12 protein-coding genes are annotated in these 17205 nt (G+C 66.8%); 5 read left to right on the top strand and 7 right to left on the bottom strand.

Features of this window, described 5'->3' with window-relative positions; all coding sequences use genetic code 11:
- The first annotated feature begins 100 nt into the window (after positions 1 to 100).
- Positions 101 to 2482 (top strand): ATP-dependent helicase, encoded by a 2382-nt coding sequence (locus ACFOYU_RS09760; RefSeq protein ID WP_377033357.1) that lies wholly within the window; start codon positions 101 to 103, stop codon positions 2480 to 2482.
- Positions 2483 to 2581: 99 nt separating this feature from the next.
- Here ACFOYU_RS09760 and ACFOYU_RS09755 read toward each other — a convergent pair whose 3' ends face one another.
- Entirely contained in the window at positions 2582 to 3463 is an 882-nt protein-coding gene (locus ACFOYU_RS09755; protein WP_377033356.1) for a manganese catalase family protein, read from the bottom strand.
- A gap of 295 nt (positions 3464 to 3758) precedes the next feature.
- Here ACFOYU_RS09755 and ACFOYU_RS09750 point away from each other — a divergent pair, with 295 nt between their 5' ends.
- The gene (locus tag ACFOYU_RS09750) at positions 3759 to 5027 is read left to right on the top strand and encodes a cyclopropane-fatty-acyl-phospholipid synthase family protein (protein WP_226742175.1); all 1269 of its coding nucleotides are present in this window, start codon (positions 3759 to 3761) and stop codon (positions 5025 to 5027) included.
- Between the two features lie 37 nt (positions 5028 to 5064).
- Here ACFOYU_RS09750 and ACFOYU_RS09745 read toward each other — a convergent pair whose 3' ends face one another.
- Complete coding sequence (locus tag ACFOYU_RS09745; RefSeq protein WP_226742174.1) at positions 5065 to 5940, bottom strand: SDR family NAD(P)-dependent oxidoreductase; 876 nt, start codon at positions 5938 to 5940, stop codon at positions 5065 to 5067.
- A 243-nt stretch (positions 5941 to 6183) separates the two neighbouring features.
- Between ACFOYU_RS09745 and ACFOYU_RS09740 the strand changes: the two genes are divergently transcribed.
- Positions 6184 to 7878: a diguanylate cyclase gene (locus ACFOYU_RS09740; protein WP_377033355.1), complete on the top strand. Its 1695-nt coding sequence runs from the start codon at positions 6184 to 6186 to the stop codon at positions 7876 to 7878.
- Positions 7879 to 7925: 47 nt separating this feature from the next.
- Positions 7926 to 8858 carry a 50S ribosomal protein L11 methyltransferase gene (locus ACFOYU_RS09735; RefSeq protein WP_377033354.1) on the top strand — a complete coding sequence of 311 codons (933 nt, stop codon included), beginning with the start codon at positions 7926 to 7928 and terminating at the stop codon, positions 8856 to 8858.
- A 129-nt stretch (positions 8859 to 8987) separates the two neighbouring features.
- Here ACFOYU_RS09735 and ACFOYU_RS09730 read toward each other — a convergent pair whose 3' ends face one another.
- A complete protein-coding gene (locus tag ACFOYU_RS09730) occupies positions 8988 to 9218 on the bottom strand; it encodes a hypothetical protein (RefSeq protein WP_226742171.1) in 231 nt (76 codons plus the stop codon).
- A 287-nt stretch (positions 9219 to 9505) separates the two neighbouring features.
- Here ACFOYU_RS09730 and ACFOYU_RS09725 point away from each other — a divergent pair, with 287 nt between their 5' ends.
- The gene (locus ACFOYU_RS09725; RefSeq protein WP_377033353.1) at positions 9506 to 11326 is read left to right on the top strand and encodes an aminopeptidase P family protein; all 1821 of its coding nucleotides are present in this window, start codon (positions 9506 to 9508) and stop codon (positions 11324 to 11326) included.
- Positions 11327 to 11508: 182 nt separating this feature from the next.
- Here ACFOYU_RS09725 and ACFOYU_RS09720 read toward each other — a convergent pair whose 3' ends face one another.
- Genes ACFOYU_RS09720 through ligA form a run of 4 tightly spaced genes read right to left on the bottom strand, consistent with a single transcriptional unit; the run spans position 11509 to position 15654 of the window.
- Positions 11509 to 11808, bottom strand: a complete 300-nt coding sequence (locus ACFOYU_RS09720) for an AzlD family protein (protein ID WP_377033352.1) — start codon at positions 11806 to 11808, stop codon at positions 11509 to 11511.
- Positions 11805 to 12521 (bottom strand): AzlC family ABC transporter permease, encoded by a 717-nt coding sequence (locus tag ACFOYU_RS09715; protein ID WP_377033351.1) that lies wholly within the window; start codon positions 12519 to 12521, stop codon positions 11805 to 11807. Before ACFOYU_RS09715 ends, ACFOYU_RS09720 begins: the two co-directional genes overlap by 4 nt.
- Before the next feature lie 59 nt (positions 12522 to 12580).
- The gene (locus ACFOYU_RS09710) at positions 12581 to 13447 is read right to left on the bottom strand and encodes an AraC family transcriptional regulator (RefSeq protein ID WP_226742168.1); all 867 of its coding nucleotides are present in this window, start codon (positions 13445 to 13447) and stop codon (positions 12581 to 12583) included.
- Between the two features lie 47 nt (positions 13448 to 13494).
- Positions 13495 to 15654 carry an NAD-dependent DNA ligase LigA gene (gene ligA, locus ACFOYU_RS09705; protein ID WP_377033350.1) on the bottom strand — a complete coding sequence of 720 codons (2160 nt, stop codon included), beginning with the start codon at positions 15652 to 15654 and terminating at the stop codon, positions 13495 to 13497.
- Between the last annotated feature and the right edge of the window lie 1551 nt (positions 15655 to 17205).

The raw sequence follows: 17205 nt of genomic DNA, 5'->3' as shown, positions 1-17205 counted from the left end.
GTTTGCGACGCCGATCCGTTCAACGAAGTTCCGCCCTGCGGCAAGCTCGCCGCCATTTACGGCCTCGACGCCGTTCGCCTTTTGATCCATGGTCGCGCCGATGAATCAGCCTGACACACGACCCGAGCCCCAGGACGACCTCGCGCACGAGCCCAGATCCGGCTCCCTGAGCGCCCGCGCCCGCGCGGCGGTCGCGCCGCAATCCCCTTACCTGTCCGGCCTCAACCCGGAGCAACGTGCCGCCGTGGAGGCCACGGAAGGGCCTGTCCTCGTGCTGGCCGGCGCCGGCACGGGCAAGACCCGCGTGCTCACCACCCGCATCGCCCACCTGATTGCGACCCAAAAGGCCTATCCCTCCCAGATCCTCGCCGTGACCTTCACCAACAAGGCCGCGCGGGAGATGCGCGAGCGCGTGGCGGCCGTGATCGGCGACATGGCCGAAGGGATGCAGTGGCTCGGTACCTTCCACTCCATCGGCACCAAGATCCTGCGCCGCCATGCGGAGCTGGTGGGCCTTCGCTCCGACTTCACGATCCTGGGAACGGACGATCAGCTTCGCCTGATGAAGCAGGTGATCGAGGCCGAGGGCATCGACGAGAAGCGCTGGCCCGCCCGGCAGCTCGCCTCCGTGATCGACGGCTGGAAGAACCGGGGCCTCGGCCCCCAGCAGATCCCGGACGGAGAGGCCGGCGCCTTCGCTAATGGCCGGGGCGGCCGGCTCTATACCGCCTATCAGGACCGGCTGAAGGTTCTGAACGCCGTCGATTTCGGCGACCTCCTGCTCGAATGCCTGCGCCTGTGGCGCGAGCATCCGGACGTGCTGGAGCAGTACCAGAACCGCTTCCGCTACATGCTGGTGGACGAGTACCAGGACACCAACGTCGCCCAGTATCTCTGGCTGCGGCTCCTCGCCCAGGCGCGCAAGAACCTGTGCTGCGTCGGCGACGACGACCAGTCCATCTATGGCTGGCGCGGTGCGGAGGTCGACAACATCCTGCGCTTCGAGCACGATTTCCCCGGTGCGACCGTGATCCGCCTGGAACGCAACTACCGCTCGACCGCCCACATCCTGTCGGCCGCCTCGGTCCTCATTTCCAAGAACCAGGGCCGCCTCGGCAAGACCCTGCGCACAGAGGACGAGCCCGGCGAAAAGGTGACGATTACCGGCGCCTGGGACTCCGAGGACGAGGCCCGGCTGATCGGCGAGGAGATCGAGGCCCTCCACGCCAAGAAGCATTCCCTGTCCGAAATCGCGATCCTGGTTCGCATCTCGGCCCAGATGCGCGAAATCGAAGACCGGCTCGTCCAGCTCGGCGTTCCCTACCGGGTCATCGGCGGCCCGCGCTTCTACGAGCGGGCGGAAATCCGCGATGCCCTGGCCTATCTCCGCGTGGTCAACCAGCCCGCCGACGATCTCGCCTTCGAGCGCATCGTCAACGTGCCGAAGCGGGGCCTGGGCGACGCCACGATCCAGGTTCTGCACAACCACGCCCGTGCAGCCCGCGTGCCTTTGGTGGAAGCCGCGCGCTTCATCGTCGAGACCGACGAGCTGAAGCCGAAGCCCCGCGCCACGCTGCGGGACCTCCTCATCTCCTTCGGGCGCTGGTCGAAGCTCTCCGAGACCATGACCCAGTCGGAGGTGGCGCAGACCGTGCTGGAGGAATCCGGCTACACGGACATGTGGCAGAAGGACAAATCCGCCGATGCGGCCGGGCGTCTGGAAAACCTGAAGGAGCTGGTGCGCTCCATGGAGGATTTCCCGGACCTCCAGAGCTTCCTGGAGCACGTCTCCCTCGTGATGGAAGCCAACGAGAGCGACACCACCGAGCGCGTGAGCCTGATGACGCTCCATGCCGCCAAGGGCCTGGAATTCGACATCGTGTTCCTGCCCGGCTGGGAGGAAGGCCTGTTTCCCAACCAGCGCGCCCTCGACGAGAGCGGCCGCGCCGGCCTCGAGGAAGAGCGTCGCCTCGCCCATGTGGGCCTCACCCGCGCCAGAAAGCGGGCGAAGATCTACTTCGCGTCGAACCGGCGCATCCACGGCCTGTGGAACTCCACCGTCCCGAGCCGCTTCATCGACGATCTGCCCGAAGCGAATGTGGAGGTCGTCGAGGCTCCTGCGAACTTCTCCTATGGCGGCGGCTACGGCGGGGGCTCCCGCTTCGACCGCATGGCGCCCTTCAGCGGATCCTCCTATCAGACCCCCGGCTGGCAGCGCGCCCAGGCGCATCGCTCCGGCACCGGCGACGGCGGTTATTCCGCTCGCCGCAGCGGCGACCGACGCGGGCCGATGATGATCGAAGGCGAACTGGTGGCGAAATCGACGGGCGCCGCTTCCGGCTTCAAGGTCGGCGGGCGCGTCCTGCATTCCAAGTTCGGCCCCGGCACCATCGAGGCCGTGGACGGCAACAAGCTCACCGTCGAGTTCGACAAGGCCGGACGGAAGATGGTGCTCGACAGCTTCGTCGAGGCGATGGACTGAGCTTTCGAAACAGGCCGTCTGAGACATCATCCAGAATGGAAAATGCCCGGCACTCGGCCGGGCATGACGACATCAGGGCGAATGCGCCCTGCTCGGGGATCACTCCGCCGCGGTCGGCGGAACGGGCGCCGGAGGCGTGCCGTAGGTCCGCGGATCGACCGGATTCAGCATGCCCTCGTCCTCGGTATAGGCCGGCGGACGCTCCACATAGGTGAACGTGCCCTTGCCGTCCGGAGACGGTCCCTTGGCCCAGCGGCCCTGCTGGCTCTCGGTGCCCTCGGAATGGTTGAGGAATTGATAGGCGACTTCGGACTTCTCGAGATGCTGCGGGAAGTTCGAGGGCACCGGGGTCATTTCGAGACCGTCCTCCTCCAGTTCACGGATCGCCGCGAGCCACTGGTTCTGGTGCATGGTGTCGCGAGCGATCAGGAAGGCCAGCATGTCGCGCACGCCGGGGTCCTGAGTCATGTTGTAGAGGCGGCAGACCTGGAGCCGGCCCTGGCTTTCCGCCGTGACGTTGAACCGGAAGTCGGCGAGCAGGTTGCCGCTCGCGACCGTGAAGCCGGCCGTCCAGAAGTTGCCGACGCTGTCGGTCGGCCGGGAGCCGGATCCGGCAACGATCACATGCTGCGGGTTCATGCCCGCGACGATCGCATCCTCGACCCGGGCGCCACCCATGACGGCGCCGATCACGGAGTTCTTCGCCATGTCTTCCTGCTGCTCGACCGGGGAGGTCTCGAGCAGACGCGCGATCATCGTCGCAAGCATCTCCACATGCCCGATCTCCTCCGTCCCGATATCCATGATCATGTCTTTGTACTTCTCGGGACCGCGGCAGTTCCAACCCTGGAAGAGATAGGTCATCATGACGCTCATCTCGCCCCACTGGCCGCCGAGCACTTCCTGAAGCTGCTTGGCAAAGATCGGATCGGGCCTTTCAGGCTTGGCGTGATACTGCAATTGTCGCTGACGGAAGAACATTGTCTTCTCCTGTGATGTGTCGGAGGGTGAGACTCCCAGCCCTGCAAGAGTCCCGATTTCAACAAGAGCGACTCGCCGTTGTTCCCAAAATGGGCTGAGTTTCCTGTAGTTTAGATTTGTTCTGAGCTGCAGGTTCTGCCGCATTGCCGCCGTTCGTCAGCTTCGACCCACCCTCTCCGGAGGGGCAGCCGCACAAGCAGGCAAAATCACTCTTGCAGGGACGCAAACGGCTCTAGCCACCCGCCCGCAACTGTGGAACGATCCTGCTTCGTCGACGAGATCGGAAGAGGTACTCATGTTCCCCCTGTCCCACATGCTGAGATCCTTCGTGCGGACCGGTACGCTGAAAGTCATCGATGCCGATGGCGGGGTGCATCTCTTCGAAGGCGCTCCGGGCCCGAAGGTCACCATGCGCCTGACGGACCGTTCGCTCTATCGCAAGCTCTTCCTCAATCCTGAGCTCCATGCGGGCGAGGCCTACATGGACGGCCGCATGACCTTCGAGGACGGCTCGACGCTTCGGGACTTCCTGATGCTGTTCTCGGTCAACCGTTCGTCGCTGGCAAACTATCCGCTCCAGAACGTGCTCAAGCGGATCTCGCGCGGGGTGAAGCGCTTTCAGCAGGCGAACCCGGTCGGCAAGGCGCAGAAGAACGTGGCGCACCACTACGATCTCGGGAACGACTTCTACAAGCTCTTCCTCGACAAGGGGATGCAGTATTCCTGCGCCTACTTCCAGAGCGACGACGACACGCTCGAAGAGGCGCAGCAGAACAAGCTCCGGCTCATTGCCTCCAAGCTGCAGCTCAAGCCGGGCCTGAAGATCCTCGACATCGGCAGCGGCTGGGGCGATCTCGCGCTCTATCTCGCGGCGATGGAGGATGTCGACGTCACCGGCGTGACCCTTTCGAAGGAACAGCATGCGCTCGCCAACGAAAAGGCGCGGCGCGCCGGTCTCTCGCACCGGGTACGGTTCGAGCTGCAGGATTATCGCCATGTGGAGAGCCGCTTCGACCGCATCGTCTCGGTCGGCATGTTCGAGCATGTGGGCGTGCACCATTACGGCGAGTTCTTCGCCAAGATCAACGCGCTCCTCGACGACGACGGCCTCATGGTCCTGCACTCCATCGGCAAGATGAGCCCGCCCGGAACCGCGAGTCCGTGGCTGCGCAAGTACATCTTCCCGGGCGCCTATTCCCCTGCCCTGTCGGAGGTGTTTCCCGTCGTCGAACAGGCGCAGCTCTGGGTGACCGATCTCGAATTCCTTCGTCTGCACTATGCCAAGACGCTGAACCACTGGCATCGGCGCTTCGAGGCGAACCGCGAGAAGATCGCGCAGATGTACGACGAGCGCTTCTGCCGCATGTTCGAGTTCTACCTGATCAGCGCGGAATCCATGTTCCTCACCGGCAGTCAGCTCGTGTTCCACATGCAGCTCGCGCGCAGACGCGATGCCGCGCCCATCGTGCGCGACTACATCACGGACCTGCAGCGCGAGTACAAGGCGAAGGAGCCCGAGCGCCTGAAGGTGCTGAAGGGGGCCGCCGAGGTGACGCCGGCCTGATCGTACCGGCGTCGAGCTCCGTGTCGGGCGGCAGGGCTCAGGTAATCGTCTCGTAGTCCTTGTTCTTCAAGCCGTCATGCGAGTGACGCGTCGGGAGCGTGCCCTGCGGCTGCTTCTTGAAGTGCGAGGAGGCCTTCGCGCCCATCGGCCCCTTGGAGATGGTGATGCCGCCATCCACCTCGTACAGCGCGCCGGTGATGAAGCTCGCCTCGTCCGATGCCAGGAAGCAGAAGACATTGGCGACCTCTTCCGGCGTGCCGCGCCGGCCCATGGGCGTCGCCTGCGTGATCATGGTTGCGAGCTCCGTATCCATCGGGCCCGTGGACTTGTGGGTCCAGGCCGTATCGATGGGTCCCGGGCACACGCAGTTGGCGCGCACGCCGTGGGCCGCCTGTTCGCCGGCGATGCCCTGGATGAAGGAGTGGATGAAGGCCTTGGTGCCGCCATAGGGCGCGTTCTTCGGATGACCGATCATCCCGGCCTCGGAGCCGGTGGCGACGATGTTGCCGTAGGTCTTCTGGAGATGAGGCAGGGCGAACTTGGTCATGAGGAAGACCGAGCGCACGTTGGAGCGCAGGGTCTCGTCGAACTTGTCGATAGGGTAGTCCTGGGTCTCGGCCACCGCCAGGAACACGCCGGCATTGTTGACGAGGATGTCGATCCGCCCATAGGCGCTGAGGCAGGCCTCGACGGCCGCTTCGGCATGACGCTCCTCGGCGATGTCGCCCAGATACACTTCCGCATAGCCGCCGGCGCCGTTGATGAGGCGCGCCACGTCCTCCACCGGATCGTCGGGCAGGCCCACCAGAAGGAGGCGCGCGCCCTCCTTGGCGAATTTCAGCGCGATGGCTTCACCGATGCCGGTCCCGGCTCCGGTAACGATGGCGACTTTGTCGAAGAGACGGCCAGACATGTGGATTCCCCATGAGATGACCGCCTGCAGCAAAAAGCAGGCGGTTCAGGTCGGATGAATTCACAACGGGGCCTCCTCCGGACGGTTCCGGATCGCGATGGCTACAACGTCCGGCATTAAGCACTCGGGGAGATTCCCGCACCGGATGGTGGGGCATCTGTTGACGTTTCCAAGGCAAAGTCGGAATCCGAACGACAGGAATAAAGAGGCCGCCGGGACGGCTTCGCACAGGGGCGCATCGTCATGAAGAGAATGGAGCATCTGTCGCTGCGCCGGCAGATCACGATTCTGGTCGGCGTCCTCTGCCTCGTGCTCGTCTGCTCCGCCGCCGCCGGGGCCGCCTTCATCGCCCACATGCGAACCAAGCAGCTTGTGATGGCCGATGCCGCCGACACCGCCGCCACCATGGCGGCCATGTTGGATCGTGACATGTTCGAACGCTTCCGGGAGGCGCAGAACGTCGCGCAGATGCAGCCCCTGCAGGACATCTGGACCGGAGACCCGGCCAGGATCCGCCAGGTCCTCAACCAGCTCCAATCCTCGTTTCCCGACTACGCATGGATCGGCTACGCCACGCCCGACGGCACCGTCAGGGCCGCCACGCGGGGCATGCTGGAAGGGCAGTCCGTTCAGGCGAGACCCTGGTTCCAGGACGGCCTGAAGGCCCCCGCGGTCGGGGACGTGCACGAGGCCAAGCTCCTGGCCGGCCTGCTCGGTCCGGGTCCCAACAACGAGCCCTTCCGGTTCGTCGACGTCGCGGCTCCGGTCCGGGACCGTGACGGGACCGTGATCGGGGTGCTGGGCGCTCATCTGAGCTGGAGCTGGGCCGACGCGAGGCGCCGCGCCCTCCTGGCGCAGCCGGGCCGGACCGGCAACGACGCTCTTTGGGTGCTGGCCGAGGACGGAACGGTTCTGCTCGGGCCCGAGATCGGCGACAAGCCCTTTTCTGCGGAGCGGATCCAGGCCATGCGCCGGGAGCGCACGGGGGCCTTCGAGGACGAAACGGGCCCGGAACCGATCCTGACGGGCTTCGCGGTCGCATCCGGGCATCGGAGCTATCCGGGACTTGGCTGGATCGTGGTCTCGCGCCAGCCGGACGACGTGGCTTTCGCCGCCGCGAGAAGCATCGCATGGACGATTCTCGGGCTCGGGCTCGCGCTGGCGCTCGCGGGGCTGGTCTTCGCTCACTTCATTGCCCGCGGCGTGGCGCGCCCGCTGCAGATCATCACGTCCGCCGCGGACAGGATCGGCCGAGACCCCGATACCCTGGTGCTGCCTCGCATCGGCGGCTCGGCAGAGGTCATCCGCCTCTCGGCCGCGCTGCGTTCCCTCCTTCGCCGCGTCGGAAGCGCGGAGAAGCGGATCTCGGAGGTCTCCTCCCGCCACGAGAAGGACCTCACCGACCTTCGCCACCTTGCGGAGACGGACGCCTTGTCGGGCCTGCTCAACCGCCGCGGCTTCGACCTCCTGGCCGAAGACGCGTTCGATCAGTTCACGCGCTCGGGCCGGGGCTTTGCCGTTCTGCTGGTGGACATCGACCTCTTCAAGCTGGTCAACGACACCTACGGGCATGTGGCCGGCGACGAGGTCATCAAGGTCATCGGAGCGACGCTCACCGCCGCCCTGCGCCCCACCGACAAGGTGGCCCGGTTCGGAGGCGAGGAATTCGTCATCCTGGTCCGGGATATCGGGCGCGGCGGCATCATGACGGTCGCACAGAAAATCCGCCGGGCCGTGGAGGCCGCATCGATCCGCCACCACGAGCACGCGATCTCCGTCACGGTGAGCGTGGGCGGCGCGATCTCCCAGGACGGCGACCGGGACGTGCAGGACGTGATCGAGCGCGCCGATACCGCCCTCTATTCGGCAAAAGCCGCCGGCCGGAACCGTGCGGTCATCGCCGGCCTGCAGCTGCAGCTCGCGACTTCCGCCGCCTGACCCAAAGCGGGCGTGACCTCCGGCGCGACCGGTGCTAAGCGAAATCCATGCTTGAAGGACTGCACCCCAATCGCCCGACCCACGTTTTTCGGATCACCACCGACGAACGCTCCGCCCGCGCCATGACCGAGCTGATCGGCGAGATCTTCGATCCGGCCGAGACCGCGGTGGCGGCCTTCGAGACGGAGGAGGACGGCCCCTGGCTGCTGGAGGCCTATTTCGCCATGGAGCCGGACGAGGGCGCGATCCGCGACCTTCTACGCCCCGTCGTCGGGTCCGAGGCCGACAAAGGTGTCTTCGTTCCCCTGGAACAGCAGGATTGGGTGAAGGCGTCCCTGGAAGGGCTGAATCCGGTCCGGGCGGGCCGGATCCTCGTCCATGGCTCCCATGACCGCGAGCAGCGGCGGCCGAACGACGTCGCCATCGAGATCGAGGCGGCGCTCGCCTTCGGCACCGGCCATCACGGCACGACGAAAGGCTGTCTCCTCGCCTTCGTGGACGAGCTCAAGCTGCGCCAGCCGCGCCATGTTCTGGATGTGGGGACGGGAACGGGAATCCTGGCCTTCGCAGCCGCCAAGACGCTGAAGCGCCCGGTCGTGGCCGGCGATATCGACCCGGAGGCGGTGCGCGTGGCCCGCGAGAACGCGCGGCTGAACGGGATCGACGCCTGGATGAAGCTCTATGTGGGCCCTGGCGTCCGCAACGCGATGGCCGACAGGCCCGGGCATTTCGATCTGGTCTTCGCCAACATTCTGGCGAAGCCCCTGCGCATCCTGGCGCCGTCCATAACGCGTGTCGCGACGGACGACGGGGCCCTGATCCTGTCGGGCCTTCTGATCAAGGACGTCCCAGGCGTGCTCTCGGCCTATGCCGCCCAGGGATGGCGCCTGCAGCGCCGCTACGACCTGGAAGGGTGGGTGGCGCTGGTGCTGAAGCGGGGCGGCGCACATCCGCGGCCCCGCCGGGAATCCATGTCCTGATCAGTCCATCAGGACGCGCGGATAGCGCTTGGCGAGCATCCGGCGGAGTTCGACGGCTTCCACGTACACGTCGCGGATGGCCTTCATCAGGGTGACGATGATCATAGCAAATTCCTCAGGTTAGATACGTTAGATCTTGAAAGGCAGAAGGTCGTCGTCCTGGGCCAGGAACAAGGGCGAATGGTCCTGTCTGCGGCCGAGGTCGCGAATGAAGGCCTCGTGACGGCGCAGTTCCAACTCGGCGGCCCTGACCCGGCTTGCGACGAGGGCATTCACGATGCGCTTGGCGAGGCCGGAAAAGTTCGACGACACGTTGCCGGTGCCAACCGGAACAGTGGGGGCAAAAGCGGCTGTGGCCATGGGTTCATCTCCAAAAAATCTGGCTTGATGACCTTCAGCGTTCCTCGTTTTATCGTTACCAATAAGGTAAGTGCTTCTGACCTTTTTTAGGAGAGGCATTTAAGCATAAAAGCCATGCATCCCGTGCAGCGCATGGGGCCATCCCGCCATCTTTCAGGCAGCGACTGCATAGTGCTGAGGCACGACGTGCATAGCGGAGCAGCCGATGTGAAGCAGGACAGTTGCAGGCTTGCGCCCCCGGGCCTAGCGTGGCGCGCCTCACCTCTCTGACCTTGGTTTGCATCCGAATGGCCCGCTTCCAGAACTTCGACGATTCCACCTCCCCCGCCCAAGGCCCCGAACGCATCGCGAAGCTGCGCGCGGAGTTGGCGCGCCGCGGCTTCGAGGGCTTCGTCGTGCCCCGCGCGGACGAGCACCAGGGCGAGTACGTCCCGAAGAGCGCGGAGCGCCTCGCCTGGCTGACGGGCTTCACCGGTTCCGCCGGCACCGCGGTGATTCTCCAGAGCGAGGCGGCCCTCGTGGTGGATGGGCGCTATACGGTCCAGGCCGCGGAGCAGGTGGACACCTCGGTGATCACCCCGGTCCAGATGGCGGAGACCTCGGCGGAGGACTGGATCGCCGCCCACCTGCCTCCCGGGGGAGTCCTGGCCTACGATCCCTGGCTTCACACCAGTGACGGCCTCAAGCGTCTGGAGAAGGCGGTCGCCCGTGCGGGCGGAAGCCTGGCCCCGGTGGACATCAATCTGGTCGACGTGATCTGGGTCGACCGGCCGGCCCCGCCGCAGGCCCCGGTGCGGCCCCACCCGGGCGATTATGCGGGCGAGGACGCCTCCTCGAAGCTCGAGCGCATCCGCCGGAAGATGGCGGAGGCGAAAGTCGACGCCCTGGTGATTTCCGACCCGCACAATCTCGCCTGGTCGTTCAACCTGCGCGGCGGGGATGTGGGCCACACGCCCCTGCCCCTGGGCTATGCGATCATTCCTCTCGAGGGCCCCGCGAGCCTCTTCTTCGACCCGGCCAAGATGACCAACGAGGCCGGCGCGGCCGTCGGGGACCTCGCCGAGTTCGTGCCGATCAGCGGTTTCCAGGGCGCCCTGGAGGAACTCGGGCACGAGGGCCGGAAGGTCCGCATCGACTCCGCCACCGGAGCGGTCGCCCTGATCCGACGCATCGAGTCCGCGGGCGGCAAGGTCGATGTGGGCGCGGACCCGGTTTCGCTGATGAAGGCGGTCAAGAACCAGGCCGAGATCGCCGGCTCGCGCTCCGCCCATCTGCGGGACGGGATCGCCGTTGCTCGCTTCCTCGCCTGGCTCGACCGGGAGGCCCCCACGGGCAAGCTGACCGAGATCGACGCCGTGGAAGCCCTGGAGGCTTTCCGCATCGAGACGGGGGCCCTCAAGAACGTCTCCTTCCCGAGCATCTCGGGCGCCGGCCCCAATGCCGCCCTGCCCCATTACCGGGTGACCGGCTCCAGCAACCGCCCCATCGAGCGCAACCAGATCTTCCTCATCGATTCCGGAGCGCAGTACGAGGATGGCACGACGGACATCACCCGCACCATAGTGGTCGGCGAGCCGACGCCCGAGATGAAGGACCGCTTCACCCGGGTCCTGAAGGGCCATATCGCCATCGCCCAGGCGGTCTTTCCCAAGGGCACGACGGGCGCACAGCTCGACAGCTTCGCCCGCCAGCCCCTGTGGCAGGCCGGGCTCGACTTCGACCACGGCACCGGCCACGGCATCGGCAGCTATCTCTCGGTCCACGAGGGCCCGCAGCGGATCGCCAAGACCGGCCATACCCCGCTCGAAATCGGCATGATGCTGTCGAACGAGCCGGGCTACTACAAGCCGGGCGCCTACGGCATCCGCATCGAGAACCTGATCCTGGTCGAGCCGCGGACCATCCCCGGCGGCGACCGCGAGATGTTCGGCTTCGAGACCCTCACCTTCTCGCCCATCGACCTGCGCCTCGTGGAGCCGTCGATCATGACCGAGGGCGAGATCGCATGGCTGAACGACTATCACGCCCAGGTCCGGGAGAAGTTCGCAACCGAGCTCGATGCCGAGACGCTGGCATGGCTGGAACAGGCGACGCGGCCCGTGGCGTAAACCTTCGTCATTCCGGAGCGAGCGTTAGCGAGAGCCCGGAACCCATAAACGCTGACGGTTCAGGATAGAGCGGTACGCTGATCGCTTTCTTCTGAGACTATGGTGTTTATGGGTTCCGGGCTCCGCCTTTGGCGGCCCCGGAATGACGAGGGGGAGCCGCCCCGGAATGACGGCTGAGCCTGTCAGATCACGGTCCGCAGCACCACCACCGATGCCACGCCGACCGCGACGGTTGCGAGCAGCGGCAGGCGGAATGCCGCGAAGGCCGTGATGGCCGCCGCTGCCGCCTCGGCCCATCCGGTCGTGAGCGCCGTCGGGGCGATGACGGCCACCAGTACGGCGGGAGGAATGGCGTCGAAAGCCGCCTTGGCGCGGCCGGTCAGCACCAGCCGGTCGGCCACGAAGAGACCGGCGATGCGGGTGACATAGGTCACCGCGGCCATGGCCAGGATGGCGAGAAGGGTGGTCGTGCCCACGCTCATGCCCGTGCTCCTTCGGGAGCCGCCAGATAGGCGGCCGCGATGCCGGCCATCGCCCCGCAGGCCACATGCCAGGGCGCGCCGACGAAGTGGTGGACCAGGGCCGCCACGATCGCGCTGACGGCGACGGTGACCAGGGTTACGCGGCTGCGGCCGAAGCCCGCGATGAGGCCGATGAAGAGCGCCGTGAAGGCGAAATCCGCTCCGAGCCGCGCCGGATCGCCCAGGAAGGAGCCGAGAACGGCCCCGACGGCCGTGGACGCGACCCAGTTCACGTAGAGAGCCGCCGCCATGGCCACCCAATAGGCTCCGGTCACAGGACGGTCGAGGGCGCGCCGTTCGGACAGCGCCCAGGACTCGTCGGTCATGAAGTAGAAGGCGAAGAACTCCTGGGCCCGCGAGAGCCGTATCTTGGGCGAGAGCGAAGCGCCCATGAGCACATGCCGCACGTTGATGAGGAAGGTCGCGAAGGCCAGCGCCGCGATGGGCGCCGGATGCACCCAGGTCTCGATGGCCGCGAACTGCGCCCCGCCCGCGAAGACGAGGGCGGACATCAGCGCGATCTCCGCCGGAGACAGCCCCTTGGCGACCGCGACCGCGCCGAAGAGAAGGCCGATGGGAATGGCCGCGATGGCGGCCGGCGCGATGTCGCGCAGGCCGGCGCGGAACTCGCGCCCGAAATCGGTCCGGTAGGGATTTGCCTGGTCCATGGTCATGCTCGCTTTCCGGCGTTATGCAGGACCGGCGAGATGCCGTCTTGGATGAAAGTGCTGTTTCAGACGGCGCGGTAGATCCCCGGCGTCACGCCCATGCGGGCCTTGAAGACCCGGTTGAGGTGGCTCTGGTCGAAGAAGCCGCAGGCGGCGGCCACGTCGCCCGGAGCCTCGCCCTGCCCGAGCAGCCGGGTCGCGGCGCGGAAGCGGCGGTCGAGCAGATAGGCATGGGGCGTGAGACCCGTCTCGTTGCGGAAAGCCCGGATGAAGTGGCTGCGCGACAATCCGGCGATCCGGGCCAGCTGCGCGAGTTCCGCCTCCTCGCCGAGATGGGCGTCGAGATAGTCGCGCACCCGGGCAATTCCCTTGGAGCAGCCGCGGGCGGGCGGCAGGCCGTCGAGATCGGCCCAGCGGGCGATCAGGCGGGCCAGGTAGTCGATCAGGCGCGTATCCTGCTCCATTTCGGAGGTCCAGCCGTCGTCGACGCACAGGCAGGCATGGAGCTGGGCATGGGCCCAGGCGAGTTCGGGATCGTCCATCACCGAGCGCCGGAACCAGGGCGGGCGCGAGAGCGGGCGCCCCGCGACCTCCTCGGCGATCTCGTGCATCAGCTCGGGCGAGGGATAGAAGGTGCGGTATTCGAAGCCCCCGCCATAGGGCTCCCCGTCATGGATCTCGTCCGGACAGACGACCGCGATGGTGCCGGGACCCGCATAATGCTGCTCGCCCCGGTGGAAGAAGGTCTCGCATCCCGCCACGATGGCCGCGACCGCATAGGTGTCGTGGGTGTGGCGGGCATAGGCGTGACGGCGGAAGGTCGCGCGCAGGCAATCGAGGCCGTGGTGCCGGGGCACCCGCCAGAAATGCGTCACGTCGCCCGCGTCCCTCTGGTCGGGATCGAGCGAAACCTCAGGCTTCATCACCGTCATGGCCGGCATCATGGCACATCAGGCGCGGTCCGTCTTGCACAGGAGTCTCACCCCCGGCCGACGAGGGCGAACCAGCCGTCCTCGTCCATGACCTGGACGTCGAACTCCTTCGCCTTGTTGAGCTTCGAGCCCGCCCCCGGCCCCGCGACGACGATATCGGTCTTCTTCGACACCGAGCCCGCCACCTTGGCGCCCAGGCGCTCGGCCATGGCCTTGGCCTCCTCCCGGGTCATCTGTTCGAGGGAGCCGGTGAAGACCACGGTCTTGCCCGCCACGGGAGAATTGGCGGCGGCGACCGTCTCGACGGGCTCCGTCGTGACCTGCGCGAGAAGCGCGTCGAGCATCTCCTCGTTGTGCTTCTCCTTGAAGAACTCGATGATGGCCTCGGCCACCACCGGCCCGATGCCGCCGATGGAGGTGAGGTCCGCATGGGCCTCGGAGCCCGGATCGGCCGCGGCCTTCGCGGTTTCGCGCAGGGCCTCGAAGGTGCCGAAATGGCGCGCCAGCAGACGGGCCGAGGTTTCGCCCACATGCGGGATGCCGAGCGCGAAGATGAAGCGGTTGAGCGCGATGTTGCGGCGCGCCTCGATGGCGTCGAACAGGTTCCGGGCACTGGTCGCGCCCCAGCCCTCCCGGTTCTCCAGCCGCTTGAGGCTGCGCTCGTTGCGGGCCTGGAGGGTGAAGATGTCCTGCGGGCGCTGAACCAGCCCCTCGGCATAGAACTCCTCGATGCGCTGCTCGCCCATGCCCTCGATGTCGAAGGCGTTGCGCGACACGAAATGCTTGAGCCGCTCGCGGGCCTGCGCCGGGCAGATGAGACCGCCGGTGCAGCGGCGCACCGCATCCTCCTTGCCGGTGCGGGGATTGACCTCGCGCACCGCATGGCTGCCGCAGGCGGGGCACTGGGTCGGGAACTCGTAGGGTTTGGCGTCGGCCGGTCGCTTGTCGAGCACCACGTCGAGCACCTTGGGGATCACGTCGCCGGCCCGCAGGACCACCACCGTGTCGCCGATGCGGATGTCGATTCCGTTGCGGATCTTCTCGCCGTTGCCGCCGATGCCGCGGATGTAGTCCTCGTTGTGCAGGGTCGCGTTCGAGACCACGACGCCGCCCACCGTCACGGGCTTGAGCTTGGCGATGGGGTTGAGCGAGCCCGTGCGGCCCACATTGATCTCGATGTCCTCCAGCACCGTCACGGCCTGCTGGGCCGGGAACTTGTGCGCCAGCGCCCAGCGCGGCGAGCGGGACACGAAGCCCAGGCGCTGCTGCAGGGAGAGATCGTCCACCTTGTAGACGACGCCGTCGATGTCGTAGCCGAGATTGGCCCGGTCGGTCTCGATGGCGTGGTAATGCTCCAGCATCTCGGTGACGCTGCCGAGACGGCGCGTCAGCGGATTGGTCTGGAAGCCGAAGACCTTGAAGCACTCGATCATGCCGAACTGGGTCGTCGCCGGCATGGCGCTGACCTCGCCCCAGGCATAGGCGAAGAACCTCAACGGACGCGAGGCGGTGATGGCCGGGTCGAGCTGGCGCAGGCTGCCCGCTGCCGCGTTGCGCGGATTGGCGAAGAGCTGCTTGCCCGCCGCCGCCTGCCGCTCGTTGATGGCGGCGAAATCGGCGTGCGAAAGATAGACCTCCCCCCTCACCTCCAGGACGTCCGGAACGTCCTTGCCTTTGAGCACCTGCGGAATGTCGCCGACCGTGCGGGCATTGGCCGTCACGTCCTCGCCCACGGCGCCGTCGCCGCGGGTGGCCGCCGTGACGAGCCTGCCGTTCTCGTAGCGCAGGCTCAGGGACAGCCCGTCGATCTTGGGCTCCGCCGTGAAGAAGAGCGGCGTGTCCGGCTTGATCTGCAGGAAGCGGCGGATGCGTTCGACGAACTCCTCCACATCCTCGTCGGCGAAGCCGTTGGCGAGCGACAGCATCGGCACCCGATGCCGGACCTTGGAGAACTTTTCCGAAGCCTTGGCGCCGACCTTCTGCGTCAGGCTCTCGGCCGATCTGAACTCGGGAAAGCGCTCCTCGATGGCCTCATAGCGCCGGCGCAGGGCGTCGTATTCCGCATCCGAAACCGTCGGCGCGTCCTCCTCGTAGTAGCGCTGATCGTGCTCGGCGATTTCCCGTCCCAGCGCATCATGCTCGGCACGCGCCTCCTCGGGGGTGAGCTGGTCGACGGCGGTTTCGGGAGAAGCTTTTTGTGCGGGCATGGTCGAATCGGGTTTGAGGTTGCTTGAACCATAGCGTTCCCGACGAGACTCTCCAGTGCAGGAGGGAGACGGTCGCCGGATTTGAACGGGCACGCGTAATCGGGCTCCGGGCGTTTTGCGCGGAACCGTGCTGGGTCGAGGGGGCGCGAGGAGCGAACCGGCTCGAAGGGTGGTGGTGGAGAGGGAAGAGCCGGATGGCCCCTCGCGTACGGTTCTTTTCAGGCGTTCAGGCGGCGCTGGTCCGTGAACGGCCGCAGGCGAACGCCGCACGCCTGGTGCGGCCGGGCCTGCGACCCGCTCCGGCCCCAGGGCGGGTGCCTGGGCCTCCTGCCGCAGGAGGGTGCGTTCCCCTCCGGCGCAGGACCGTGTCCGGTCCCACAATCACGACGCCTCGCGAGCGCGCCCCTCGGTGGACCGGACACGAACGATATAGCTTAGCTTGGCGCGAGTGTCAAGAACAAAGTGGGAACGTTTCTGCCAATGCTGCGGTGTCTCCCTGGCGCATGAAGGCGCGTGCCGCCATTCACCTATCATTCCGGGACGGCCGCAGGCCGGGCCCGACCCGAAGGGCCGCGCGAAGCCGGAAACCCATAGCCGCTGACGGTGCAGAACGAGGTGGGACGCCGATCATCCCTTCGGATGCATCGGTGTTTATGGGTTCCGGGCTCCGCTGCGCGGCCCCGGAATGACGGCGTGGAGGCCCCAACGCTGCATGAAGGCGTGAATGGCCGGGTTTGTCCCAGCCATGACGGGGGTGGAGCCGACCGGCTCTCCTCCCCACAAGTTTCGGCCGGTTCGAAGGCTCACGCGGGTGGCGCCGATCCCCACGGATCTTGAGCCTCACCGGAAGCGCCGACCTGCTCTCCTCCCCCTTGTGGGGAGGAGGTGGAGGTGGGGGTGTGGGCGCCACACCTTCATAGGCTATCGCTCACACCCCCACCCTGGCCCTCCCCACAAGGGGGAGGGAATGAGGTCGCGCCAGACACCGCCTCATCCGGCAGCCTTGCCCCTCTCACCCGGACCTGCGGTCCGGCCTCTCCCCACGGGAGAGGTGAAGGGCTCCGTCCCGCCACGCCGTCGGGCCTCCCCGGCAAGGATGTCGGCCCCGGCGGTGCGGGAGGGGCATCCGCCGGCCCGCTTTGCCCGTCCCCACGCCTCATGCTAAGCCTGACCGTAGAGCCGGGCACACCCGGCTCCGGGGCGTGAGAACCCCATCAGGGCGGCGCAAGCATCCGCCGCAACGATGCCTTCCCAGCCTATGGCCGGGGAGGCGCTGTCGCATGTCCAGGGCGAAAAGCCTAAAGGGCAGCGCGGTCGTCCCTGACGGCTTCTCAACTCCCCGACCACCAGGGCTCCTGGTGGTCGTTTGTCTCAAGGGGAGTTTGACGATGGACCAGCCCTACAGCGTCGTGGCCGATTGGCTCTCGAAGTTTCACACCTGGCCGATGCTCATCCAGGCGCTTTGGCTCGTCGCCGTGCCGGTGACGCTGCTCGGCCTCGCCTGGATCGCCGCCCGAACCTGGCGCGACATCGCCGCCCTGCGCCACGGCG

The organism is Microvirga sp. GCM10011540 (assembly GCF_042650665.1).
Classification (GTDB): Bacteria; Pseudomonadota; Alphaproteobacteria; order Rhizobiales; family Beijerinckiaceae; genus Microvirga; species Microvirga lenta.
Note: the sequence above shows the minus strand (reverse complement) of the source record. Positions and strands in the feature narration are given on the sequence as shown.

Bases quoted from the DNA above. Each gene is read 5' to 3' on its own strand.
- ACFOYU_RS09710 (WP_226742168.1), bottom strand. From the start codon at position 13,447: ATGACGGTGATGAAGCCTGAGGTTTCGCTCGATCCCGACCAGAGGGAC.
- ACFOYU_RS09730 (WP_226742171.1), bottom strand. From the start codon at position 9,218: ATGGCCACAGCCGCTTTTGCCCCCACTGTTCCGGTTGGCACCGGCAAC.
- ACFOYU_RS09735 (WP_377033354.1), top strand. From the start codon at position 7,926: ATGCTTGAAGGACTGCACCCCAATCGCCCGACCCACGTTTTTCGGATC.
- ACFOYU_RS09745 (WP_226742174.1), bottom strand. From the start codon at position 5,940: ATGTCTGGCCGTCTCTTCGACAAAGTCGCCATCGTTACCGGAGCCGGG.
- ACFOYU_RS09755 (WP_377033356.1), bottom strand. From the start codon at position 3,463: ATGTTCTTCCGTCAGCGACAATTGCAGTATCACGCCAAGCCTGAAAGG.
- ligA (WP_377033350.1), bottom strand. From the start codon at position 15,654: ATGCCCGCACAAAAAGCTTCTCCCGAAACCGCCGTCGACCAGCTCACC.
- ACFOYU_RS09760 (WP_377033357.1), top strand. From the start codon at position 101: ATGAATCAGCCTGACACACGACCCGAGCCCCAGGACGACCTCGCGCAC.
- ACFOYU_RS09750 (WP_226742175.1), top strand. From the start codon at position 3,759: ATGTTCCCCCTGTCCCACATGCTGAGATCCTTCGTGCGGACCGGTACG.
- ACFOYU_RS09720 (WP_377033352.1), bottom strand. From the start codon at position 11,808: ATGAGCGTGGGCACGACCACCCTTCTCGCCATCCTGGCCATGGCCGCG.
- ACFOYU_RS09740 (WP_377033355.1), top strand. From the start codon at position 6,184: ATGAAGAGAATGGAGCATCTGTCGCTGCGCCGGCAGATCACGATTCTG.
- ACFOYU_RS09715 (WP_377033351.1), bottom strand. From the start codon at position 12,521: ATGACCATGGACCAGGCAAATCCCTACCGGACCGATTTCGGGCGCGAG.
- ACFOYU_RS09725 (WP_377033353.1), top strand. From the start codon at position 9,506: ATGGCCCGCTTCCAGAACTTCGACGATTCCACCTCCCCCGCCCAAGGC.